Here is a 26,512-nt window from a genome sequence, read left to right on the forward strand (position 1 = left end):
CCATGCCCTCACCTCGTCTTAGCCTGGACAAACTGGAAATGCGCGGTAATTTCATCCACCGCCATATCGGCCCCGATCAACAGCAAATTCAGGACATGCTCGCCGAACTCGGCTTGAGCGAACTGGATGACATCATCGAGCAAGCCATTCCGGACGATATTCTCAACGACGAACCGCTGAAACTGACGGAAACGATCAGCGAGCGCGCCGTGCTCAAATACCTGCGTAGAATGCGCGCGCGCAACAAGGTCTGCACTTCCATGATCGGCATGGGCTATTACGGCACCATCATGCCGGCCGTGATCAAACGCAACGTACTGGAAAATCCCGGCTGGTACACCGCCTATACGCCCTATCAGTCCGAAGTCAGCCAGGGTCGCTTGGAAGCCTTGTTGAATTTTCAGCAAATGGTGATCGATTTGACCGGCATGGAACTGGCCAACGCTTCGCTGCTCGATGAAGCCACCGCCGCGGCCGAAGCCATGACCATGTCCCGGCGCCTGTCGAAAAGCGCGGCCAACAGCGTGTTCGTCGATCAGGACTGCCATCCGCAGACCATCGCCGTCATTCAGACCCGTGCTCGTTCCCTGGGTTATGACGTTATCGTCGGCGACCCGCATCATGGTCTGGCGAGTCACGACTTCTTCGCGCTGATCGTGCAATATCCGGGCTCGCATGGGGAAATCCATGATCTCGGCGAAGCGGCCTCGATCGCCCACAGCAAATCGGCGCTGGTCACGGTCGCGGCGGATCTACTGAGCCTGGTGCTGCTGAAGCCGCCTTCTGCCTTCGGCGCCGATATCGTGGTCGGCAATTCGCAGCGCTTTGGCGTACCGATGGGTTACGGCGGGCCGCATGCCGCGTTTTTTGCCACCCGGGACGACTATAAGCGTTCCGTGCCGGGCCGCATCATCGGCGTATCCAAAGACAGCCACGGCCAGACGGCGCTGCGCATGGCCCTGCAAACGCGCGAACAGCATATCCGCCGCGATAAAGCCACCAGCAACATCTGTACGTCGCAGGTGCTGCTGGCCGTTATCGCAGGCTTTTATGCGATCTACCACGGCGCTGACGGCCTGCGCCTGATCGCCGGACGCGTGCACCGCTATGCGGAGATTCTGGCGGCCGGCATCAGGCAACTCGGCCACCACGTCATCAGCGAATGCTATTTCGACACGCTGCTGGTGCATACGCCGAATCGGGCCAAACGCATCGCCGCGCATGCCGCCGAAGCCAATATCAACATACGCATCGTCGATCCCGACCATGTCGGCATTGCGCTGGATGAAACCACCACGCGCAATGATTTAAGAGCGCTCTGGCAGGTTTTTGCATCGCCTGTTTCCACGTTGCCCGACATCAATGCGCTCGATGCGGCCATAACCGAATGCATTCCCGAAACCTTGTTACGCACCGACGCCATTCTCGAGCATCCTGTGTTCAACCGCTATCATTCGGAAACCGAAATGATGCGCTACATGCGCAAATTGGCACGCCGCGACATCGCCCTGGATCGTTCGATGATCCCGCTAGGCTCCTGCACGATGAAGCTGAATGCGGCCACCGCGATGCAGACCATTTCCTATCACGAATTCAACAGCCTGCACCCGTTCGCGCCGCTGTATCAAACCCACGGTTATCAGCAGATGTTCGCAGAACTGGAGGATATGCTCTGCGATCTGACCGGCTTCGACGCGATTTCGCTGCAACCGAATGCCGGCTCCCAGGGCGAATACACAGGCCTGCTGGTCATCCGCAAATACCATGAGATTACCGGCGAAAGCCAGCGCAACATCTGCCTGATACCGGCTTCCGCGCACGGCACGAATCCCGCCAGCGCCACCATGGCCGGGCTTAAAGTCGAGGTCGTGGCCTGCGATGAAAACGGCAATATCAGTCTGGACGATCTACAGGCAAAAATCGCCGAGCATCCCGATAAGCTGGCCGCATTGATGGTTACTTATCCGTCCACGCACGGCGTCTATGAGCAATCGTTCCGCGCTATCTGCGATCTGGTCCACCAGCATGGTGGTCAAGTCTATCTGGACGGCGCCAATTTCAATGCCCTGGTGGGTTTAAGCCGGCCCGGCAAAATCGGCGCCGATGTCGCCCATCTCAATCTGCACAAGACCTTCAGCATTCCGCATGGCGGCGGCGGTCCCGGCGTCGGCCCGATCGGCGTGCGCGCGCACCTGGCGCCTTTCCTGCCCGAGCATCCGGTGGTCAAGGGCGTCAATCCGGCCAAAGGCAAACACGGCACGATCGGCACAGTATCGGCGGCGCCATGGGGATCGGCCAGCATCCTGACCATTTCCTGGGCCTATATCGCCATGATGGGCGCGGCCGGTCTGAAACGGGCGACGTTGACGGCCATTTTGAATGCCAATTACATGGCCAGGCGCCTGACACCTTATTACCCCATCCTGTATACCGGCAAAAACGGCTGGGTCGCGCATGAGTGCATCATTGACTGCCGTGCTTTCAAGAAATCGTGCCATATTACCGTCGATGATATCGCCAAGCGCCTGATCGATTTTGGCTTTCATGCGCCGACCGTCTCGTTTCCGGTGCCCGAAACCCTGATGATCGAACCGACCGAGAGCGAGAATAAAGCCGAAATCGACCGCTTTTGCGATGCGCTGATTACGATCCGTCAGGAAATCAAAGCCATCGAGGACGGCACGGCCGACGCCGAAAACAATATTCTGCGCAATGCTCCGCATACCCATCGCTTGTTGCTGGAGGAATGGACGCGGCCTTATTCCAAACAGCAGGCCTTCTTCCCGGCCGGCCACCAACACGACGACAAATACTGGCCGCCGGTGGGACGCATCGATAACGTTTATGGCGACCGGCATCTAGTCTGCACCTGCCCGCCTTTAGAGGATTATGAGTAACGGTATTGACTGAATTGTTTGCGCGCCATTTAAAAGCCACACCGAAGCGTTTTAAAAATTTAAGGAATCTTTAAGCATTATCAGTCATTATTGACAAGCAACATTATCCGTCATAGACCGAGGTATGCATCGTGTAAGCCAAGAAATTTATTACTACACTTACCGCAATAAAAACATTATAATAAGTAAGGTTAATAACAAGCACCTATTCCGCCGACCGAACTACCAGAAAATAACCTGCCATTAAACGGGTTTGCCCCGTTCCTCCCTCGCCTGTTCAGCCGCTGTTTCCGACCCGGATTAATGACTGAGCCCACTCTTAATTTGTGATGCGGTTCACATTTCTCAACAACCATTTTAGAAAATATCTTCATTTGGGTTTATGCTCTGTTTCAACAACATGAAACGCAGCCCGTTAAATCCATGCGTCTTAAGTCCCGGGCTTAAGGGCCGACAGGGCTGTCAAAAAGTTAAGGCGAAGCCAATCCATACACGGAAAAAGCGCTGATAAGAAGCTTCCACCTGCATGCGGATAAATACAGAAGTGCTTGCCTAACGCTTTAAAGTAGTGAAATAAAACACAACCATTTCGACAAGAAGGGTTTTGTTCACAAATTAGCCTCAAATAAAAAGAGAGATAAACTCCGACAATTTTTAAAAGTCTTCATCAAGCTGGATCAGACCGCCAACTTTGGCTCTAGAATGCCAGAGCGCCTAGTGGAACCGGAATTCCCGCATGGCCAGATAACAGCACTTGATTCAAAGGCTTTTCGAACCGACTGACCCCATCGGGTACGCAGACATAAGTCCTTGCTTTGCTCGGCAATATTGCCGGCAGAGGGGTGAAGTCTGAGTTGTGTATTCGCGTTGCATGGTAATCGCTCTAGCGCCAGGACATGCAGGGTTACATTTTTACACGATACAGGCTCGTAAAACTGCCCTAAGCATTAAATGCTATCGGTAAGCAGTTAGCCGCTATCGGTTTGTCATCACTGGCATCCCATGCCAATTTAGCTGAATTTTTTGGCGAGTATCCATATTCGCTGTGTTAAAGACCGGAAACAGTCTGATTTTTATCAGTGCGGAAGCGTCTGGATATGAGCGTTTAAACGCCTCCGTGGTATTGAAGGGTCCACGCATACATTGTTTTTTAATAATTTGAATCCAAATTTGCCGTTTCCGGATGCCTCTCCAAATCGGCATGAAAACCAGATGTTTTTAAAATAAATATAATGATATTAATAACTTATATTTATTGCCAAATACCGGCTTGTGAATGTCGCCTTTACTCGAGACATGCATATAGCCAGTTAAAACCAGTGTGCCGGGATATTTACCTGCCTCGTCTTTTGAGGTCGGGCACTCATTATCTGGATTAATTAGAAATCATCAAAAAAAACAAATAAAGAAATAATAATAAAAAAAATGAGGAACCCTTATGCAACAAACTTTTCGACGAATAATCACTTATTTGCTGAGCCAGTACATCACCGTTTTGTCGGTTCTGGCGCTAGTTAACTGTTTGACCTACTTCATTCTGACCACGGATTTATTAGAACAGGAAGGGAATATCGCTTTGGTCAGGCTGAGCAGCGATCAAAACCATTTAGTCAGCGACATCAACTTTTTAACCCTGCAACTCAACCACGTCACCGATCCCGGCAAGATTAACGCTATCCGCAGCCAGATTATCAATGATCAGGTTCTACTCAGAGACAATCTTGCCACGTTGCAAAATGGCGACCGTTTTGTGCGCAGGGGCGCCAAACTGGTGCGTGAAAAAGGCGAATTACCGGCGGAACTGAATTCAATATTTTTTGAAGAACCCATCGAACTGAGCCGCCGGATTAACAATTATCTCGAAGCTTCAAAAGCCATAGTCAATGCCTCGACCAGGAAAGAACCACTGAATCAGGCGACCCTGTTCAGACTGCACAACGAATTGTCGCCACGCGTACTGGACGGCATTGAAAAAGCAACCACGGCCTATCAAAAGCTGGGCGAACACAAACTGCGTAACACGATGAGTCTGCAAAACATCATCTTTATTATCGCATTAGGTACCCTGGCGCTGGTGGGCTCCGTATTACTCAGGCCTCTGATTGTAAAACTGCAGGAAACCACGTTTAAAATTCAGGAAGAAAAGAACTTCGCCGACAACGTGATCAACACGGCGGAAGCGCTGATTATCGGCCTTGATCCGGCAGGCAAAGTAACCTTGTTCAACCATCATGCTGAACAAAGCGTTGGCTGGGAAGAAGAGGAAATCAAGGGCAAGGACTTCTTCGGGCAGTTCATTCCAGAGCATGAACAAGCGGTTTTGAGGCAGCTGTTTGACGGCATGATGGACGGTTCCATCGAATTCGCGGATGAAGTTGAAACGCAGATGATGATTCGTAGCGGCGAGACCATCAATGTTGTTTGGCATGCGACGGTCGTTCATGACTCAAGATCCCGCCGGCCGATCATGTTCCTGGCCACGGGACTGGATATTACCGAGCGTAAACAGGCAGAACTCCAGCTGTATCAGACACACGCCGAACTGGAACAGATGAGCGCCCGTTTAAAAGGCGAAGTCGACCTTGCGGCGACATTGCAACGCTCCATTTTGCCAAGCCCCACCATCCAATTGCCCGGTATCCTGGGAGAAGCCAACCTGCTGACATCCAGTGAAGTAGGCGGTGATTATTATGACTATTATGTCGTCGACGGACACAAGACTGTGTTGCTGGTCGGTGATGTCAGCGGCCACGGGGTTGCGGCCGGCACCATGGTGAGTGCCGCGAAGGCCGGTGTTTATCCCCTGATACACACGGGAGTCAGCAACCCGGCTGAAATTCTGCAATCGTTAAACGAAACCATGCTGGCCACGGCGCATCAATCATTATTGATGACAATGGCCTGTGTCACGCTCGACGCTATTACCGGCAAACTGATTTTTGCCAATGCCGGGCATGTATTGCCTTATCTCTGGCGGCACCAGCAGCAACGCTGGGAAATACTGGAAGCGTCGGGCCTGCCGCTGGGCAAAAGCATCGATTCCGATTATTTCACGCCTTCCCTTGAATTGCAGATGGAAGTGGGCGACCGGATTTTCATGTTTACCGACGGTCTGGTGGAAGAGGAATCGCCGGATGGCGAGGCCTTCGGATACGACAGGCTGGAGCACATTCTTAACCAGTGCGGCGATGCCGAACCGGAAGTTTTACGCAGCCGCCTGATGGGAGCATTGAACCAGCATTGCGTCGGACAAGCCTTTACCGACGACATCACCATCATGCTGATCAGCCATAGTGACCGCATTATGCCGGTAGCCAGTTCGTCGGAAGAAGCCAGCGACATCATCCGTCTCTCCGATACCTTCTATCGTCGCGGCGATCATCCCATCCCGCGCATTTCCCGTGAATTTGTGGTGTTTTTTGCCGAGCAGGAATATGCCGACCTTCTGTCCCGATTCAGCCAGGATGGCATTTGCCGCGTCCTGCCGCGCCATAACAAGATCTGCGTGGATATAGGCTGGGAAAAATTGCTGAATCAGCATCACTATTCGGTTAACGATGACTTGTATACCTTGTTGCCTACCTCCCCACTAAAAAAACATTTTCAATTAACGCATACTGAAGACAAGCTGTTTATCATGGAGGAAATACAGGCCTGGCTGGCCGACCAGCAAATACTTCAGGAAGAGCACCTGGAAAGCCTGGTCGTGGCCATGGATGAGATGATTGAAAACAGCCTGTATGCGGCGCCACGCGACGGCAAAGGCGTGCCCTATTATCAAAAAGGCGTATCGCGCGAACTCTCGGAACATGAAGAAGTGCGCATCGATGTCGTCCTGACCGATAAACATATCGGCCTGATGGTGACCGATAACTGGGGCACACTGACGCCCGCCGTATTCCTGAAAAGCATCTCCCATGCCATGGATTCAGGCGTTGAAGCCGGCATAGGCGGCGCCGGGCTGTATATGCTGTGGCGTTTGTCGGATTATTTTCAAGTGCGCATCTTTCCACAACAAAAAACACAAGTCACCACATTATGGGATCTGAGCAGTCCGGTTAACATGGATACCAGTTCCGGATTTCAGTTTCTATACCACAGCAAATACGATGCTGAAAACAAGGTAGGAGTCTAATAATGACAATTTCATCTTCACTAACAATCAAACAGACTTCCAAGAACGACAACCAATACCGCTTTGATTGCGCGGGCTCCATCGACGCGCATGCCACGCCCGCCTTCAGCGTGTTCGTCGAAATACCTGCCGACGCCTCTGTCATGCTCGACTTCAGCAATATTGAACGTGTCAATTCCATGGGCTTGTCGTTATTACTGAAGCTTTTCGAGGAATGGGAAAATAACGGCACGCGCGTACAAGTGCAGAATCTCAACCGAATGGTCAGCATGCTGTTTAAAATCACCGGCCTGGGACGCTTTGTCGAAGGTGCCACAGGTCAGGAGACCTCCGGCACCAAAATGATTGATCCGGCGCCGCCCGCGCATATTCACAAGGCCGATGCCGACAGCGAAACGCCGGCAAACAAATCAAAACTGAATTTTGTCGCCAGTCTGCAGACCGGCAGCCAATTGAGCGGCTGGTATTTATTGAATACCTATCTGCAACGGCGCATGCAAAAAGTCATCCATTTTGAACAAGCCCAGGATGTTAAAAATATTACGCCTGATATCTTGTTCAGCAAGCCCTTCGAAGCCTGCGCCATGATGAAAAAAGGCTTTATTCCGTTGATGCGGCCGATCGCCGAGGCGGATGAAGTCGTCATACTCAGCCGTTCCGACGATAAACGGACCTTGTCCGATATGAAAGCCGCCAATGTCGTCACCGCCACGGAAGCCAGTTTCGTTTATCTGTTGGGCCGGTTTTTATGCGATGAAAGCGGTGTTGATTCGGCAAAATTCAACTATCATTTTTCCGGCAACGAAATCAAGGCGCTGCAAATGCTGATCAGGAAACAGGCCGATCTTTTGTTTGTACTGAAAAAAACCTACGAGAACCTGTCATCGCTAAGCCGCAAAAACGTACGGCAACTGGATGCCAGCGACACCAACTTTACCTTTCATTTATTCAGCATCGCCCCTTACCTGCAGGCCGAAGGCGATGTTTTAGGCCCTATCCTGCAAGACATGGAGAACGATGAGCAGGGCAAACAAATATTGCAGGACCTTCAATTTCAAGGTTGGTGCAAACCGGAGCAAGGCGAATTGAATATGCTGCAAATGGTTTTCGACCGCTATGTAGAAAGCTAAACACGCCTCAATGGCCGTCCGGGCGCGGGTAAACGCCTGGACGGCCAGGCGCCTGCCTCCGCCTGGACCCGGCCCCCGTCAACGCGCGTTCCGCGCCATGAAGCTATCCTCCCTGTCCATAGCCGGTCCGGCTGAATGCCAGCGTGCCTGTGGCTCATCCATTCACAGGCATTTTCACCGGTAAAAAACAATTTTTCTCCGGCAGTTCACGAAATGCAGCTGAAAACTGTCTACCTTGGTATCCTGAAAAACCTGTAGACTCCAGATGGCACGATATCAAAAAGCCCTGTTCATTTTTCGCCGCGATTTACGCCTGTTCGATAACACCGGCCTGAGCGCTGCATTGGCGCAGTCCGAACGGGTCATACCGGCGTTTGTTTTCGATCCGCGGCAAATCGAACCGCATCCGTACCAGAGCCAGCCGGCCTTGCAATTCATGCTGCAGGCGCTGGACGACTTGCAAGAGCAAATCGCCGAACAGGCCGGCACCTTGTATTATTTCCATGACCGGCCTGAAAACGTGATCAGCCGGCTGCAAATCGCGGAGTCGATCGAGGCCGTGTTTGTCAATCGCGATTACACCCCGTTCAGCCTGCAGCGCGACGCCCAACTGCAGCAATGTTGCCGACAGCTTGAACTTGACTTTTACAGCGCCAGCGATCTGTTATTAACCGAACCGGAACAGGTCTGCAAAGACAATCAAGAGCCCTACCGGATATTCACGCCGTTTTATAAACGGGCCCGACAATTCCCCGTCGCCTTGCCTCGCGCCTTGAGTCCGGGACGGCTGGCGAACTCGACCGCCATCGACAGCAATGCCGATTGGGCCCAGACGCTTAAAAAACCGCACCATAATGCGCAACGCGGCGGACGCCAAGCCGCCCTGGCGCTATTGGACGACATGGATCAACACCGCGACTATGCCGGGCGGCGCGACTTTCCGGCCCTGGCGGCCACGACCGGCTTATCGGCTTACCTCAAATTCGGCTGTTGTTCGATCAGGGAGGCTTATTACGGCATCATGGAAACTTTGGGCGAGGAGCACCCATTACTCAGACAACTGTACTGGCGCGACTTTTTTACCCATATTGCCTTCCATTTTCCGCATGTTTTCGGCCAGGCTTTCCACCGGCAATACGACGCGCTGCCCTGGCGCAATAATCCCGATGACTTTCAGGCCTGGACCTGCGGACGCACCGGCTTTCCGATTATCGACGCCGGCATGCGGCAGTTGAACGCAACCGGCTGGATGCACACGCGCGTGCGCATGCTGACCGCCTCGTTCCTGGCCAAGGACCTGCTCGTCGACTGGCGATGGGGCGAGCGCTATTTTGCCCGGCACCTGCTTGATTACGACCCAAGCATCAATAACGGCAACTGGCAATGGGCGGCCTCCACCGGCTGCGATGCGCAACCGTATTTCCGCCTATTCAATCCCTGGCTGCAACAGCGAAAATTCGATGCCGACTGCCTTTACATCAAGCAGTGGCTGCCCGAACTGCGGCCCTTCCCGGCCGCCGTCATTCATGACTGGCACCGACAACCTCAGCCTGGCGACTACCCGGCGCCGATCATCGATCACACTCTGCGCAGCCGGCAGACAAAAGCGCTGTTTCAGAGTCTTCAAAAACCCGGAGCTTAAACCATGCCTTATTTACTATTGCTGTTTCTGATCCTGATTTCCGGTTGCACCGGCCTGCCGCATGGCGTCAAACCCGTCACCGGTTTCGAAGTCAACCGATACCTCGGCAAATGGCACGAAATTGCCCGCCTCGACCACAGTTTTGAACGCGGTCTCACCGACGTCACGGCCGAATACAGCCTCAGGGACGATGGCGGGTTGCGGGTGCTGAACAGCGGTTACAACGCCGACACGGGGCAGCGCCAATCGGCCGAGGGCAAAGCCTACTTTATCGAATCGACGGATGTCGGGCGCTTGAAAGTCTCGTTTTTCGGCCCGTTCTACGGCGGCTACAACATCATTGCCCTGGACAAAGCCAACTACGGCTATGCCATGATTGCCGGTAACAGTTTTGATTATTTGTGGATCCTCGCGCGCGAACCTACCCTCGCCCCGGACATCCTGCAATCCTTGCTCGACCAGGCGCAATCGATGGGCTTCGCCACCGAGAATTTAATCTATCCCTGATGACTTAAAGCCTCTTTTCCGGCTTTGTTGACACCGTTGAACCGCTCCGTCCGTACCGGTTCTACCATGGGCGTGCGCGGGCTTCAGCAACAGGCTGCTCCAGACTCGACGGACAGGCTTTTATTGGGCGGCGCGCAATCGAACAGGCCGAAATGCGTGGATTTATCGCCCCATATGTCGAAGTGCCCGGCATAGCGACTGGCACCGAGCATGTCGGCGGTATTGCCGCAGACGCGCAAGGGCCGGCCGGTTTCGAAATGATGATGGTCATCCAGATCGAAAAAATGGGGTTGTTCAGGCAAAGTGCCTTTATAGACCGCGACCTGCCCAAAGTCCTCGCAACGATCTTCCAACGGCATTTTAAAAGCCCTGACCGTGATCGAACGAAAATTGACCATGCCGATTTTTGCCGAGACTTCCGGATCGTCGAGCGCGATCGGGTTGTCCTTGACGATACGGACATCGGGACAGCCCAGATCCTGCATGATGCGACGAAAATCCTCCCAGTACAGAGCGCCGCCCAGGCATTCGCCCAGCAGAACCGGGTCCAGTTTGAGCGCAGCCGGAATGCGCCGGTCGGCATAGACATCGGAAAAGTAAAGTTCGCCGCCGGGTTTGAGCACGCGGAAAATTTCCGCCAACACCTGTTTTTTATCCGGCGACAGATTGATAACGCAGTTCGACACGACAACATCGATGGCATTGTCGGCAATGCCGATCGATGCGAGGTCCTCGATCTGGCCCTGAAGGAATTCGACATTGGAACGCGCGTAACCATAACGCTCGGCATGCCAGTCGCAATGGCGCCTGGCAACGTCGAGCTGCGCTTGTGTCATATCGACACCGATCACCCGACCGGTTTCGCCTACCAACCGGGACAACAAGTAACAATCGCGCCCTGAACCGCATCCCAGGTCCAATACGGTACGGCCTTCAAGCGCCGGGGGCAGCGGCGAACCGCAGCCGTAAAAGCGTGAAACCACTTCCGGATGCAGGTCGGAGAGATAGGAACGCAAATGCGTGGGCATGGCGTCGACGGTGCAACAGGCGCTGGTTTTCAAATCCTGACTGGATTTAAGCACCTCCCCGTAATAATTTTGAACAGATTCACTGATGGCGGCATCGGTCATATGGGCTCCGGATATAAATCGGGTTATTTCTGCAATAACCCGTAAATGGCACAGGGTATCGCATGTTTTTTTGAGTCGTTTAAACGCAAGATTACTTACAAGCGTGGGCAAATATTTTTTACACTGGCCCGGCTAACTCTAAATATCATGATAAAAAAGCGCAAAAACTGTAAGTATTATTGCTCCATTTTCTGCAACACGTTTCTTAAAGCCTGTTGAATGCGCTCTCGGGATTGTGCGGAAAGCCTGACCGATTCAGGCAATAGCAGTTGATCGTATTTTCCGGCTGCCCGCATGATTGAACGCAGCTTTTTAACATCCTGAAGATAACGTCGGCACAGGCTGCAAAGCGAAATATGCAAGTAAAGCCCTAAATGCTCACGCCAAGCGAGTTTACCATCCAGTTTTTTTGAAGCCAGGAAACTGGCTTCTTTACAGGTTAGCATTTCATTAGCCTCTATTTAATTGAACCACTTCAGATCAAGACAATGGCGTAATTGAAGCCGCGCTCTCGACAAAATCACCCAAAAATTGTTGAGTGTCGAAATGGACATCATTTTGCAGATATCCTCGCTCGCCATGCCATCCAGTTCACGCAGCATAAACAATTGAGCCATTTTGGTCGGCAACCGGTCGATGCAGTGCTGCAAAATGTCGATGAATTGCTCCTGCTCCAACGAGACATCCGGTTTGGACCAGGAAGATAAATCGATTTGCCAACCGCCTTGCCGGTCAAAATAATCGTTGTTAGCATCCTCTGAAAATTGATCCGCAAATCCCTGCGTCTTTTCCCTGGAGGCTTTTCGAAAATGGTCGATTATCTTATGCTTCAGGATGCCGATCAGCCAGGTCCGCTCGGATGCTTCTCCGGCGTAGCCGGCATTGGCTTTTAGAGCACCGAGCAGCGTTTCCTGCACCAAATCCTCAGCAATCTCGGGAACACGAACCCGGGCAAAGGCATAGCGATAGAGAATATCCCCATGCAAATCCAACCATTGATCAGGGGTTGACAATTTATGCGTCATCTTACTAACCCCGTTGTTATTAAAATTATTTGATCCATTCCTAATGAAGACAATGTTGAAAATTGAATGCCAAGTATAAGGCAAAACAATTAAATAATTATCCACAGCAATTCTCATGCGGATAATTGCACTTCTCATTCCGCGCCATTAACCGACCGCTCATAGATCAGCCAAACGCGCCGGTCATGCCGTAAACAGCGGCGGCGCACAAAGCGGCACAGGGCAAGGTCAACAGCCAGGACAATATAATGGATACAAACATTCGATGATGCGCCTTGCCGTTGGTCAGACCGATACCGAACAGCGAGCCCACCGACACATGCGTGGTGGAAACGGGCATGCCGAATTGGCTGGCAAAAATCACCAGCAAGGCGGTCGTCAAATTGGCGGCCAGACCTTGCCCGTGACTGATTTCGGTGATTTTGTGGCTCATGGTCTCGGCGACGCGCCTCGCATTGATGACACCGCCTAAAGCCATCATAGCGGCGACCAAAATGATGACCCAGTGCATGCTTAGCGAGGGCGCCAGCAATAACAATGCCGCGATTTTGGGCGTGTCATTAAGGCCGCGGGCAAAACAGACGGAACCCGCAGTCAAAAAATGCAGTTTATCCACCACGCTTTGCGCATTGATGCCCAGCACCTTGCCCGAATAACGGTCGGCGCAGGCCGCTTCGGTGTCGATGCTGAGATTAATCGACGGATTTTGCGCCATGGTCATGGCTCCCACGCCATTGTTTAAAGCTGCTTCATTTTCCACGCATAAACAGAGCGGCTCGCCTATACCCAACCGTTGCCGGACCTGCTTTAACGCCAGATAGACAAACATCGCCAGCACTACAGCAACCAATGGGCTTAACAGCAACGGCAGCACGAAATCATGCTGCAACGCGGTGAGATTCATTTCACCCCATGATGCCAGCAAACCGCTGCCGACCATGGCCCCGAGCAAGGCATGCGTCGTGGATACGGGAAAGCCGACGCGAGTCGCCAGAATCACAGTCAATCCGGCGCCCGCGGCCACCGCGGTAATGAAAGGAATCGACTGGATCAGGTTATCCATGACCAGGCCTTTGCCGGAAAACTTAATCAATAGCGTTTGTGCTAAATACAAGGCACAAAGTGAACCCGCCAGAGTGGTCAACGTGGCCCAGAACAAAGCCACGCGGTAAGTGGCCGCGCCGCTGCCGTACAAGGACGCGACGCCTTTAAAGTTATCGTTGGCGCCATTGGCGAAACTGAGGAAACCTACAGCCATCATCAGCAATAACAGTGTCATATCAATACCTCCCGGTTGAGTTACCCGCGCCGCCACGCGTGTAAGCGTTCCAGCAAGCGCAGCACGCCTTGCGGCGCATGCGCGCGTTTCCAGGCACCTGCCGCGTATTTGTTGGCTTCGGCCAAGGTCGGATAAATATGGATCGTGCCCAACATTTTGTTCAGTCCGATACCATGTTTCATCGCCAGGACGAACTCGGCGATCAGGTCGCCCGCATGTTCGCCGACGATGGTAACGCCGAGAATCTTGTCCTTGCCGGGCCGGGTCAGGATTTTGACAAAGCCGTCCGCCTCGCCGTCGGCAATGGCTCGGTCGAGATCGTCGATGCCGTAAGTCACGACCTCATAAGGAATGCCCTGTTCTCTGGCATCTTGTTCGTTCAAGCCAACCCGAGCCACTTCAGGTTCGGTAAAGGTCGACCAGGGAATCACCGAATAATCGGTACGGAACTTTTTGAATTGGCCGAACAAGGCGTTGACGGCGGCATACCAGGCCTGATGCGCGGCCGTATGGGTGAACTGGTAAGGTCCCGCCACATCGCCGACGGCGTAGATATTCGGATAATTAGTTGCCTGAAAGCCATTGGTGGCGATGGTTTTCCGAGGCGACAAGGTAATACCCAATTCTTCGACGCCGTAGCCATTAATATTGGCTGCCCGGCCGATCGCGACCAACACCTGGTCGAACGGAATTTTGACCGGCTTACCCTGGTACTCGGCGATCAGGATTTTTTCGCCGTTTTCGACAATAAATTCCCTCGCGGTGTGTTCCAGGCGTAAATCGACGCCTTCCCGTTTGAAACGCGCCATGACCGCTTCGGATACTTCGGGGTCTTCACGCATCAGCAGGCGCGGCGCCATTTCGACCACGGTGACCTGGCTGCCGAAACGGGCAAAGCTTTGGGTCAGTTCGCTGCCGATCGGACCTCCGCCGAGTATCAGCAGGCGTTGCGGCAATGTCCGCAAATGCCAGATGGTATCCGACGTCACATAGCCGATAGTGTCAATACCGGGGATGGGCGGCACAAACGGGCGCGCGCCCGCGGCAATGACAATCGATCGCGTGCTCAGGACTTGAAGGCCATCGGCGGTTTTGATCCGGACTTCCCAGGGCGACATGATTTTGGCTTCGCCCTCGATGACATTAACACCCAGTTCCGTGTAACGCTCGATCGAATCGTGCGGTTCGACGGTTTTAATGACCGACTGCACCCGTTCCATGATGTCGGCGAAATCGAATTCCGCGCTGGCCTGTTTGATGCCGAATTCTTCGGAGCGCTTCAGATGAGACAGCCATTTGGCCGAACGGATCAGCGCCTTCGACGGCACGCAACCGGTATTCAGGCAATCGCCGCCCATTTTATGCTTTTCGATCAGCGTGACTTTGGCTTTCACGGCCGCCGCGATATAAGCTGTCACCAGTCCGCCGGAACCGGCACCGATCACGATAAGGTTATTATCGAAACGTTCGGGTTTATGCCATTGACGGTAAACCTTAAGCGCTTTAACGGTTTCGACGATTTTTTTGGCCAGCAACGGAAACAGTCCCAATAACGCGAATGAGCCCAGCAAGGTTGGCGACAATATACCGGACAGCGATTCGATTTTCGCCAACTGGGTACCGGCATTGACGTAGACGAGCGTCCCGGCCAGCATGCCGACCTGGCTAACCCAGTAGAATGTCCAGGCACGAAGCGCCGTCAACCCCATCGCCAGATTGATCATGAAGAACGGGAAAAGCGGCACCAGGCGCAGGGTAAACAGATAAAAAGGACCGTCGCGGCTAATGCCCTCATCGATCGCTTGCAGACGGGTGCCAAAACGCGATTTAACAGCATCCCGGAACAAAAACCGCGCGGCCAGAAAAGCCAGCGTCGCGCCGATGCTCGAGGCAAAGGACACGATCACCGTGCCCCATAGTAAACCGAAAACGGCCCCACCCGCCAGGGTCAATACCGTGGCACCGGGCAGCGACAGGCCGGTAACGGCGATATAGAGCAAGGCATAAATCACGACAGATAAACCGGGATGGGCACTGCGGTAGGATTCAATGGCCGCCTGCCGCGATTTCAAGGCTTCCAAAGTCAGGTATTGCCCGAGATCGAAGATGAAAAAAGCCGCCATCAAAGCCGCGATGACCAAGAGCAACACAATTCTTGATGCTTTCAAGATGCGCTCCCTGCCCGTTCGAATGACGGCTTTATTAATACTGATGTCTGTAACCGGCCGGCTCTCTCTAATTGAATAATCAAGCGTGGATTCCTTTGCATAACAATGAATGATGCCTGTTAGTCGATCAATAAGATATTTGCTTACAGAACGAAAAAATTAAGACGAGAAAATTGAGCGATATGTCTTCGCCTTTGCCCTGAATTTATGCGGCGGCTTGACACCTTTTTTAACGTTAAAGACGTCAAAAATATGACTTTGATCGCGTAATGCAAGAAGCGCTCTCGGAGCATTTGATTGCTATGGAACGATCCAGGAGCTGACAGGTTTAACCGGCTGCATTCCCGAAGCATCCAATTGCACCAGGTAAGCGCCTTTGGAAGCGAACCGTTGCTCGGGGCCAAGACTTAATCTCGGAAATGTGCCGGGATTTAGCGCGTTTTCCGCTTCATGTTCAATGTATTCAAGCAGATAATCGCGCGAAAAATGATCGACAACATGTTCGAGCCCATACTGCAATAAATTTAATGCGTAGTAGGTGTTGAATTGAACTCTGGCATTGGAAATTGGCAGTCTTCGGGTATTCATCCACGCTCTGACTCTGAATGCGCGTGGATGATAGGCGGTGGGCAGTTCATAGGGATAGCTGAAATAGAGTTTTGGCGCAAGCTCTTTTGAAACGCTGGTCAAATCTGCCTGCAAGAGTTCCGACGGCAGAAAAATTTGCTCTATCGTCTGAGCCCGGGCTGCCAGTTCGCTTAAAATCGCGCTTCCCAGTTTGCCGGGCCAAACGACAATCTTGCCGATCCGGGGGTGGCTCTCCATATATTTTGTCCATTCAAGCCGAAAACTTTCCATATCCTTTACAGGAATGCTTTCAACGGCGAGCGCCTTGTCGGCACTAAGCGTTTGGATAAAAACCCGCGCCGGTTTGCTTCCTTCCACATCGTCCGCATGAAACACGGCAATAGGCGCTGCCGGATCCGGTTTTTTTTCTTTCAGCAGATACTTGGCGATCGCTTTGGCTTCCAATAAAAGCCCTTGATTGAAATAAATGGAATAATGGCCCGGTTGTTCAACCGGCGGTAACTGGGTTAACGGAAACAGGCAAGGCACGCTGTTTTTTTCGCAAAACTCGTGTATCGGCGCCCAGTTGCCTTCCGCCATGCCGCCGATTAAGGCAAATACCGGTTTTTTCTGATAGTGCGCCGCCAATTCTTTCGGCCATTCCGCGGGGTTATCGGAAAGCTCCCAAACCTCATGATTCCAGATGCGGAAGGCCTTGGCGAAATCGGAACGATAACTCGGCGAAAAATTGGGATGATCCAGATTGCCTTTGGTTTCCAGATTCAACCATTCCACGAATTTTTCGATGGTCGATAGCATCGCATTCTTATTGTCGGCATTGGCGTTTTGACTGACCACAGTCGCGAAATAAATCGTGTTTTCGTCCACGCCGGGATCGTTGTGCGAAGAAAGATTCTTTAAATAGGCCGTCAAGCCCGCCATATCGTGATCGTTGATTTTATAACGCGGCATCAAGGAACTTAATTTTCTTCCTGAAGGATCGATGCCCTCGCGTATGGCAAGCGCTAAGGATTCATCCGTATAGGCCGGCCGCTGGTAAGAAGAACGCATTCTTGCCCAAAAGAGTTTGGACTGGCTTTCCTTGAATAATTTTTTGAACAGATCGGCACGATCGAAACGGCGGGGATTGAAAAGGCTGGCGCCGGTTACCGGCAAAACATAGTTGCCGCCTTCACTGGAACCGTAACCGCTGCGCCGATGGCATTGAGCACAATTGAAATGGGCATCTTTAAATTCAATGTCGCCCTCGGTTTGGCCTTGCAGCGGCTTGCCGGAAGAGTCGATGCCTTGATTATAAATCCGTTCACCGATCGCTGAATTATCGAATCGGAAGACATTAAAATAATGGTGCGCAATCCATAAGCCACCGAGCGGCAATAAAATTACAAAAAAAAGTTTTAAGCCCTTTTTTATGAGCGAGGATGATGTCAATCTGGCGTCCATTAATTTAGTTATTGCTGAATAGAGAAATAATGCCGAAAAACAACTGGCCATTAATCTTTAGGAACGTGAATTTTATAATTCCCGTTCCTTAGACGGGCCGGGTAACCCGATCAGGCTTTTATATTCCATGACCATATCGTTCCTGCCCAGGAGCCCCTCGATTCGTATCCAGTTGGCACCGGGCCCGGAGCGCATGAAAGTAAGCGACTTGTGGTACATTTTATTATTTCCGGTATAAGAGGCTTCGAAGGCTTTCAATATCTTGGAGACATCGTCACGGCTGCCGGTCAGAAAATGCCAGTTTTTTCCGGCTTTAAAGCGTTTGGCGTATTCGAACAGTCTCTCGGGCGTATCCTGTTCGGGATCGATCGATATGGAAATCAGGCGGTATTCATCGCCGGCCAATGCGTCCAGTTCGGGCTGGGCGCTGGCGAAAGAAGCGCTTAGCACCGGACAAATGGTGGAACAGGTTGCAAAGATGAACTGTACCATGACCGGCCCGCCGTAATCGATCAATTGGTGAAGGTCGACAGCGCTGCCTTCCTTATCAACCATTTGCAAGTCAGGTATGTCGTATCTGGCCTCGCTACGCGTATAGTTTTTAACCGAAGGTTTTGCATGCTCTTCGCTGGATTGTCGAGTCGGGTTCTCGCTGGCCATGGGCTTGGGATCGGATAGCATCCAGCCCTGCATGATATCGCCGGCTAATGCGCTTTCCCCATAAAGCCATAAAAAGACAATTCCAAGAAACCATTGATATCGTAAATGCATTATCCCCCCTATAAAAACAGATAAGCGGCGCCTTGTTCAATACAAGAGCGCCGCCGATTTCCAACGGTTATGTTATAGCTTTAAATCATACGGTTAATGAATCGACCACACCGCAATATCGTGATGCAAAGGGTCGAATTGATACCAGCGTATACGCCGCGAAGGTTCGAAATTCATTTGCATGACCAGATTATGCTCGCCGACGACAGTGTTGTCGCCTGAACCCATTGCGGGCGGCGTTATTATCAGGCTCGGCTTGCCTGATGTGGGCATGCCGGCATTAACCCACCAGTGAGCGCGTCCGAAAGTGAACCATTGTCCAGCCCCTCCGATGGCTTCGGTGGACTGGAAGGTATTTTCCCAACCGCGCCTGCCGCCGAAATCGACATTGAAGTAGGCATGGTCGAAATGGTCCCCGTTCAGCAATTTGATTTTTACTGTTTTGCCTCTGAGTTTCCAATCGGGATAGATGACAGCGCTGTCATCGGTAATACCTTTCATTTGGCCATAGATAGTATTGTTGACGAATAGCAGCGTCCAGTCGCTATCCGGATCGACTGTTACGCCATCCGGCAGTTTATTCCGGTCCTGCCACTGATAGAATGCACGGTTGAGCGCCGCGACATCCTCTGAGGAAGCACTGCCATTCGATTTAATTGACCGCAAGGTGTTCCACATGCGCTTGGCGGGCGCAAGATCGCCTATTTTAGCGATCGCCGCCAATTTGTCCGCTTCGCTCGCCGTCGGATGTTCGCCGAAAACAGAGGTTTCCCATTGCACCAATGTCTTGCCTGCTAACATTTTTCGGGCGTTTTCGGCAACCTGAACCCTTGGCGGATGCCTGCGCCAGCCCCAGTGATAGCTCAAATTATAATATTTGCCCGGCGCCATCTTTATTTCATACTCGGTCCGGGTGCCGTCCTCCATCGGAAAAAATGTCTGGTCCATCAAGACATTGGGCATCGGCGGCATCCCCGGCGGACTCAGTGCGGGGTCGTCGAAATACATCACCATCGGCGCGAAATCCTCATGTCCGCGGTTCAGCGTATCGATTTTATAGTGTATGGTCCAGGGCACATCCAACACATCGCTGGGATCGATCATGTTAGTGTCGGATTCGATATGGCTGTCGAACCAGATTTGATGAATCTCGACAATACCGCCAACTTTGACGCCATTTTCAAAGATGGGCTGAACATGCTTTACTTTATCAGGGCCGTTGTAATGCAGCATCGGCATGCCGCTATAATTCCGGCCCGGAATCGGATTGCCCTCCAGCACATCGATAGCCTTCTGCACGGCAGCGGCATTTGACCCATTCGAGTCCTTAATCTTCTTGAAAGCCATGGCCAAGTCGTCCGTAGGCGAGGTTTTATCGATTTCGGAAACGACAGGATCGGGATGCAGGTTATAGGGATGCTCCGGCGTGGACGGCAGGGTATTGGGCACTTCGACGCCGTTGCTATCGCAAACGTTCTTGTAGACGGTGGGCAGATGATTGCTTCCCGGCGGCTCGGCGAAAGGGTCCTGACTCGGGAAAATAGTATTTTCCGGAGTGATAATGGTGGTTGTTTTCACGCCGTCGGTTACCGTTAACGATTCCTGAGCTTCGGGAGGCATCGGTTGAGGCATGAGACAGTCCGCGGCGCTCGCCGCGGCAACACTGCCTAAGGAAATCGTCATGGCTAACAGCAGACGGCTGTAACTGAATTTTTGTTCTGACATAGTTGAACTCCGTTCCTTAAAGTACTTCTGGAATCGCGGATTGATAAGACGAAGATGATTTAAACATCGCGGTTGCTGTGTTTGTCTTTTTTGAGCCGGGTCAGGTCCACGGGCCCGGCGCGCTTAATCCCACTGCCTGCCGGGCTGCCGTTTTGCAGCCAGCCCAGGCGCGTTACCGCCATATCCGGGTCCGCGTCAGTGGCAAAAGCGCCCCATAAGCCCACGCTGCCGTTTCCATAGTGAACCATGCGCATATTAATGCCCTCATGGTGATGGTGTCTGGATAGGTGCCTGGCAAACCGGCCGCTGATTGTTTTGGAATCATCTTCCGAGGGACGAAGCAGATGCCATCCCGCCGGTATACCATGTTCCCCGGCATAGGCGGCAAGCCTCTCCACGGTATCTTTTTCAGGATCGGTGGTAATCGAATACAGGCTCACCTCATTGCCCAGTTTGTCCCCCAAGCGCTGGGCTATCTGAGAAATATGTTCGAGCGATGGAAAATGCTTTTGGCTGTCGATGGACATGAATTGCACCAATACAACCTTGTCGCGTATTAAATCACTGTAAAAACGGTAAGCCTTGCCGGTGTGCGAAGTCACTCCCACATCAGGAAACTGATTACCGCCCCTGCCCTGGGTCGGAGGCGGCAACAGGGCTTTTACTAGCAGGTCTCTGAGTTCCATTTTGGAAATCGGATGGGCTGAAACTTTCTGGTCTTTTTTGTTATTCATAAATACCTCGTGCGAGTCAAATTCTGTGAGTTACAACAGGCATAGTTAATCGCCCTCACCCGGAGGTACAATGTCCCACCGGATCATCATCGCATGATCTTCATGCACGACGTTGTGGCAGTGCATGACGTGTTTGCCGAGAAAATCCCGCCAGCGCGAGTAAAATTTCACTTCCTCGTTAGGTCCCAGCATGACCACGTCTTTTCTGGCATGCCGAACATCATTGCGATCCACCGGTTTTCCGTTTATTTCCAGTATCTGGAACTCTTCGAAGTGGCTGTGAATAGGATGCATCCAGGTATTTCCGGCATTTCTGAATGTCCAGATCTCGGCGCTGTCCTGTTCGATCAAGGCGTCGGGTCTGTTAGGGTCCATCAATTTGCCGTTGATCGTCCACAAACCGTTGTCGTAATCGAAAACGAACAGGCGTTCCCTTCTGACTGTACCCATCTTGATGGGCGGAAGCGTGCGCATGTGGTCGGGTATGCGGCTGGGATCGGGGCCGGTGGCCGCGACGACATCGAAACGCATGATTTGATCGCCCTGGTCCAGCTGTCTTCCGGTCCAACCCGCGCCATCCTCGCGTATTTCCATGCGATTGACCAAATAGATAGAGTCGCCGGGATTGTATTTGGAGAAATCGATGATGATGTCGTGCCGCTCCGCAACGCCGAGCCTGATTTTGTCGGTTTCTATCGGTTGGGGAAGCAGGTTGCCGTCCGTTGAAATCACAAAGAATTGCTCCCCCTTGTCCGGGCCGCCTTCTTTTTGCAGATACAGGTCATACAATCTGGACGGGCCGCCGTTCAGAACACGGAAACGGTATTTCCGCGCCTCGACGGTGAAATAGGGCTGAATGATCCGGTTGACGGTAAAGCGGTCGCCTATCATGCCGTGCGTGGTATACAGCGCGCTGGGCAGGTCATTACCGGTCGGCTCGGGATTGAAAAAGTCCCAGACGGCCTGCCCGTTCTGATCGAACTGGACATCATGCAGAATCAGCGGCACATCGTATTTGCCGCTGGGCAAGCGGAAGGTGCCCTTTTTTGTCTCATCGTTGGCGTCCTTTTCATCGAAAAGCAGATAAAAACCGTTCAAACCCGCATACACGTTAGGAGCGGTAAAATCCAGGCGATGATCGTGGTACCACAAGGTAGACAGGGTTTCACGCTTGTCGAAACCTGCCGGGAAATTGCAGTATTGGTGATCCCAAAATTCGCCGGGGTTGACGTAATCCTGCGGTATCCCGTCGCTTTCCGACGCCGTATGGGCGTTATGCAAATGTATCGTTGGACTGGGCAGGGCAAAGCGCACATTTCCCGCGCCTACCGTCGGTAAATTATTGATGCGCCGCACGAATACCGGATCGCCATACTTACAATGAAAGGTCATGCCGGGAGTTATGCCTTTCGACATACCCGGCTCGCGGAAGCCCCAGGACCAGGATCCCAGATTGTAAGGAAAATCCGTGTGGTACTGCCACAGGAATTCTTCGAGATAATTGACGTAAAACTGCTTCGGCTCAAATTCATGATACCGTTGATGACGTTGGGGATCGGGCGCCATTCCGCCACCCGCCGCGGTCGATAAAAAATTCTTACTCACGCTTTTGGCTATCGGCATCACATTCAACGGTACGACAAATGGCCTTACCGGTGGACTGGGCGCTTCCACGATACTCGGGATAAACCCGTCGGGAAATACCAGATCAGCCTTACTCATTTTAGGCGCCAGAAGACTATAACCGGCGCCGGCCGCTCCAAACTTTAAAACATCGCGTCTTGTTGCCATAAACATTCCCCCCACAATCTTTTCAATAAAATTATTTGCTTTTCAAATTCCCGAAAAGCGCTTTTTCTTGTTGATTTTTTAAGACCGGAACGTGAAGCTGATTCCGGTCACTAGCAATCTAACATTTTGGTTTAGCCGTTGTCTTGAGGGATTTGGCTCATTTTTTTTAGGATAGATTACCCATTATTTTCATGATAGATAACCTAATGTACTGAGTGCTATTCACCTATTTTTCAAACGCCAGTTGAAGATTTGGAGAACAACTTGAGTTTTATTCAGGCAAGCAAAAGTCGAGATTGAGGAGGATTCAGCAGAGAAATCGATAGCAGGAATCAAGCGATGCATTATCGATAGAGCGCAAACATCATGCCCTTAATAAAACTATTTATTGAGAGGATGCCGGAGAGATTCCGTTGCGGGTTGCAAAAAGGGCCAACTCCAGTCGATCCCTGACTTCAAGCTTTCCATAGACCGAGTAAATATGATTGCGAACCGTTTTTTCACTGATATGCAGGGTTTTCGCGATCGATAATGTATTAAGCCCATTTACAACCAGGTTAACGATTTCCCGTTCACGTTTCGATAAACAAGCCAGGCCATTTTCTTGCAACTCTGCAATCTGATTCGATTTTTCAATTTCTTGCAGGGCGGAAGTTAATAAGGTTCGATCAAACCATAACTCATTGGATAAAACTCTATCTATTGCCTTGAGCAAAATTCCGGCGCTCTGGGTTTTTAATACAATGCCTGATACACCGGCCCGAATAAAATCAAAATAAACATTGCTGCGGCAAGGCGATGAAATCAACAAAATATGGCTCTCTTTACACCCTGACACTAACCGATGAATGAATGGAATGTTATCTTCGTGGTTGTAACAAGGATCCACTAAAATGATATCAGGTTTCAAATCGCGGGCTGTCTCCAAGGTTTGTTCATTAAATCCAACTTGAGAGATTACATCCAGATGAGGGCATGTGATGATCAGGCTGGCCAAGGCTTCCCTATACAATGTCTGATCATCAACCAGCATGACCGTTTTAGCTTGTTTTTGGGTGATACTATCATTATCAGCATGCATATTTATCGACCTGGGACGAACTTAAGATAACATTAATAAAAATTTGCTAATCCAGTTTAATTGGTCGCATCAATCATTAAAATCTTACAAAAATATGTAGAAAATATTATTGGTCTTTATACGGCACCATTGACTGACACTGCTTACAACCTGATTAAACCGAACATTCTCAAGCTTAAAGAATCAATGTCAGTCAGAATGGATTGCGTAAATAAAGGACGCACAAACGCCTTATACTATCATGAGCCCGATCGCTATTTATTAGCTGCCGAGCAAAGGCTGGCCAAGGAATCAACATTCGCATCAAACGTTACCCGGACCTGGCGGTTCAAGACGGATTAACCTGACTGGAAACTCATTGGATTGATAAGGAGTAAAGGCAAATGCCGAGGCGCCATCGATAGGCATTGTCAGGATATTTTAATGCCGGATGCTGTCCGCAACCGTATTCAAGCAAAGTTGGCAACCTTGCAAAAACAGCCTGAACCTTAGCTCAACGCCTAAAGCCTGAATACCGCTCGGTTTATTCATTTTTTATGCTCGCGTGGTCGCCGCGTCGAAGCGCCTCAGCTTAACCAGGCAAGACAATCCGCTGGTTGGCATTTATTAACCAGACGGCCAAGCGGTTGATGAATCAGTTGCGGAGTAACCGGGCATGCCGCGTCATGTATCATGCCGACAAGCCGTTTGACAAGGGAATGGGGCCAGCGGCGCGGACGTATTGAAAACGTCATTGCGAGGCTTGAAACCGGAGTTTAAGTTCGGCCGCATATCCTCCGTTATCAGTTTTTAACAAACCGCCTATTAAGTCCCTGTTATAAAAATCCTGTAGCGCGGCGATTTGTTCAACCTCGGTCAATAATTCGGCAAGCGGCGGAATATTGAGGTCTCTTTCCAATAAGGTAGGAAATACGCCAAAAGACTCATAAGCCAGAGCCAATAGTTTCCAAACCGGATCGATCACTTTTTGCCCATGCGTATCAACAAGAGCGCCGGAACTATCTGTTTCGTGCCCGGCAATATGGCCATAAACGATACGTGCGCCGGGCAAGCCTTGCAAAAACAGGTAGGGATCATAGCCATGATTGATGCTGTTAACATAAACGTTATTGACATCCAGATGAAAAACGCAGTCGGCCTCCTCCAAAACCGCGTTGATGAAGGTTAATTCATTCATATCCGCTAACGGGGGCTTAACATAATATGCCGCATTTTCAATCGCAATAGGCCGCTCGAGAATGTCCTGTGCCAAGCGAATCCGGTTAGCCACGTATTGCACGGACTCTTCGGTAAAGGGAATAGAATAAAGATCGTACAAATGACCTTCATCACTGCAAAAGCTCAGATGTTCCGTATAAAACGCAAACTGATGTTGGTCTAGAAAATTTTTCATCCGGCGCAAAAAATCGACATCCAGCGGAGCCGAACCGCCCAAAGACAGCGAAAGACCATGCGCTACAAAAGTATACCGTTCGGTGAAATCCCGAAAAATCATACCAAGCCTGCCATCGACATCCATCCAGTTTTCCAGTGATACCTCAAAAAAGTCAATGACAGGCGAAACCTCGTTTTCAAGATCACTCAAGAACTCTCGCCGAAAACCTAGTCCAGCACCAGTAACCCCGGATGAACGCAAAGAAGACATGACTTTTTTCATAATTATGATCCATGTAAAAATGCTTATTAATTAATAATTTAAGCACAATAACCTGTACTCAACGGCGACTTTTCCAGCGAAAATCACAGCCATCGCTTTTTTTCATGAAGGCAACGGTTGTTAACAACATAACTTTTACGATCAATTTTTAAGATCAAAGACATCTTTATCAATGAATGATTCAATGATCACCATAACAAAAATATTCGTTGAAAAACCAAATCCACTTCCTAATCCAAAGTATTGATGCGAAACCATTCAATTGACGCCTTCATACCGCTATATCGCATTCGTTCATTTTTTGATTGACCTGAGCCGGTACTTGCGTTCCGCTAATTTTGCATACTAAACGGACTGGATTCAGCCAGTGCGCTACTAAAAAACTGCCACTAAGGATTTGGTCGTCAATCATTTCCCTAATTTAAGCATAGGATGTGCCGACGACAGGAGGCGCACTTGTGCCCTTTAGGGTATCGTTCGCGAGCAATGCGCTTCACTGCGCCGCCTGGAGCGCCTGGTTTTGCTCAACCCATCCTATGTTCTAATTTCAGGAAGTCATTTTTAGCTAAATCCTAAGACCGTGCCCCTGCACCGCTATAGAGAGACAAATCGCTTTTCTAATGCATCAGTCGAACCCGGAAGCGATTACTTACAATTTTTTAAAAACGCAAAATCATGCCGAAACCAGGAATATCGAAGGATTTCCGCAGACAAATACCAGTAACTTCATTGAAAGCGGCACGGCTATAGTTGAACATCACGACGAAAAATCACCGCTCATCAATCGGCAAAAGTCAGGGGCTCGAATC

17 protein-coding genes are annotated in these 26,512 nt (G+C 51.1%); 5 read left to right on the top strand and 12 right to left on the bottom strand.

All coding sequences use genetic code 11. The annotated features are described in order from the left end of the window. The first annotated feature begins 2 nt into the window (after nt 1-2). From gcvP to EK22_RS00965, 5 genes are all read left to right on the top strand, one after another. The gene (gene gcvP, locus EK22_RS00945; RefSeq protein ID WP_036247098.1) at nt 3-2,897 is read left to right on the top strand and encodes an aminomethyl-transferring glycine dehydrogenase; all 2,895 of its coding nucleotides are present in this window, start codon (nt 3-5) and stop codon (nt 2,895-2,897) included. A 1,438-nt stretch (nt 2,898-4,335) separates the two neighbouring features. Next, entirely contained in the window at nt 4,336-7,032 is a 2,697-nt protein-coding gene (locus EK22_RS00950) for a SpoIIE family protein phosphatase (protein WP_036247100.1), read from the top strand. A 2-nt stretch (nt 7,033-7,034) separates the two neighbouring features. Beyond that, a complete protein-coding gene (locus EK22_RS00955) occupies nt 7,035-8,162 on the top strand; it encodes a PhnD/SsuA/transferrin family substrate-binding protein (RefSeq protein WP_020157192.1) in 1,128 nt (375 codons plus the stop codon). Nucleotides 8,163-8,427: 265 nt separating this feature from the next. Further along, nucleotides 8,428-9,804, top strand: coding sequence for a cryptochrome/photolyase family protein (locus EK22_RS00960; protein WP_020157193.1), 1,377 nt, complete (start codon nt 8,428-8,430; stop codon nt 9,802-9,804). A 3-nt stretch (nt 9,805-9,807) separates the two neighbouring features. After that, nucleotides 9,808-10,311, top strand: coding sequence for a lipocalin family protein (locus EK22_RS00965; RefSeq protein WP_020157194.1), 504 nt, complete (start codon nt 9,808-9,810; stop codon nt 10,309-10,311). Between the two features lie 83 nt (nt 10,312-10,394). Here the strand turns inward: EK22_RS00965 and EK22_RS00970 are convergent, their stop codons facing one another. The 12 genes from EK22_RS00970 to EK22_RS01030 form a co-directional block, all read right to left on the bottom strand. Beyond that, complete coding sequence (locus EK22_RS00970; RefSeq protein ID WP_036247103.1) at nt 10,395-11,441, bottom strand: methyltransferase domain-containing protein; 1,047 nt, start codon at nt 11,439-11,441, stop codon at nt 10,395-10,397. A gap of 176 nt (nt 11,442-11,617) precedes the next feature. Then, a complete protein-coding gene (locus EK22_RS24830; protein ID WP_020157196.1) occupies nt 11,618-11,887 on the bottom strand; it encodes an anti-sigma factor family protein in 270 nt (89 codons plus the stop codon). Between the two features lie 15 nt (nt 11,888-11,902). Then, complete coding sequence (locus EK22_RS00980) at nt 11,903-12,466, bottom strand: sigma-70 family RNA polymerase sigma factor (protein WP_020157197.1); 564 nt, start codon at nt 12,464-12,466, stop codon at nt 11,903-11,905. A 166-nt stretch (nt 12,467-12,632) separates the two neighbouring features. Continuing rightward, nucleotides 12,633-13,745, bottom strand: a complete 1,113-nt coding sequence (locus EK22_RS00985; RefSeq protein WP_020157198.1) for an inorganic phosphate transporter — start codon at nt 13,743-13,745, stop codon at nt 12,633-12,635. A gap of 20 nt (nt 13,746-13,765) precedes the next feature. Continuing rightward, complete coding sequence (locus EK22_RS00990; RefSeq protein WP_036247104.1) at nt 13,766-15,913, bottom strand: FAD-dependent oxidoreductase; 2,148 nt, start codon at nt 15,911-15,913, stop codon at nt 13,766-13,768. A gap of 300 nt (nt 15,914-16,213) precedes the next feature. After that, nucleotides 16,214-17,878 (bottom strand): type 1 periplasmic-binding domain-containing protein, encoded by a 1,665-nt coding sequence (locus EK22_RS00995; RefSeq protein ID WP_235209190.1) that lies wholly within the window; start codon nt 17,876-17,878, stop codon nt 16,214-16,216. Nucleotides 17,879-18,016: 138 nt separating this feature from the next. Next, nucleotides 18,017-18,715: an SCO family protein gene (locus EK22_RS01000; RefSeq protein WP_036247108.1), complete on the bottom strand. Its 699-nt coding sequence runs from the start codon at nt 18,713-18,715 to the stop codon at nt 18,017-18,019. A gap of 93 nt (nt 18,716-18,808) precedes the next feature. Further along, complete coding sequence (locus EK22_RS01005) at nt 18,809-20,440, bottom strand: hypothetical protein (protein ID WP_036247110.1); 1,632 nt, start codon at nt 20,438-20,440, stop codon at nt 18,809-18,811. Between the two features lie 59 nt (nt 20,441-20,499). Continuing rightward, nucleotides 20,500-21,174 (bottom strand): SCO family protein, encoded by a 675-nt coding sequence (locus EK22_RS22965; RefSeq protein ID WP_051961576.1) that lies wholly within the window; start codon nt 21,172-21,174, stop codon nt 20,500-20,502. Between the two features lie 45 nt (nt 21,175-21,219). After that, nucleotides 21,220-22,965 carry a multicopper oxidase family protein gene (locus EK22_RS01015; RefSeq protein WP_235209191.1) on the bottom strand — a complete coding sequence of 582 codons (1,746 nt, stop codon included), beginning with the start codon at nt 22,963-22,965 and terminating at the stop codon, nt 21,220-21,222. A gap of 385 nt (nt 22,966-23,350) precedes the next feature. Then, nucleotides 23,351-24,046, bottom strand: coding sequence for a response regulator transcription factor (locus EK22_RS01020; RefSeq protein WP_036247114.1), 696 nt, complete (start codon nt 24,044-24,046; stop codon nt 23,351-23,353). Nucleotides 24,047-24,776: 730 nt separating this feature from the next. Next, nucleotides 24,777-25,703, bottom strand: a complete 927-nt coding sequence (locus tag EK22_RS01030; RefSeq protein WP_232216302.1) for an HvfB family MNIO-type RiPP peptide maturase — start codon at nt 25,701-25,703, stop codon at nt 24,777-24,779. Between the last annotated feature and the right edge of the window lie 809 nt (nt 25,704-26,512).

Origin of the sequence: Methylobacter sp. BBA5.1 (assembly GCF_000746145.1) — a bacterium.
Taxonomy (GTDB): domain Bacteria; phylum Pseudomonadota; class Gammaproteobacteria; order Methylococcales; family Methylomonadaceae; genus Methylobacter; species Methylobacter marinus.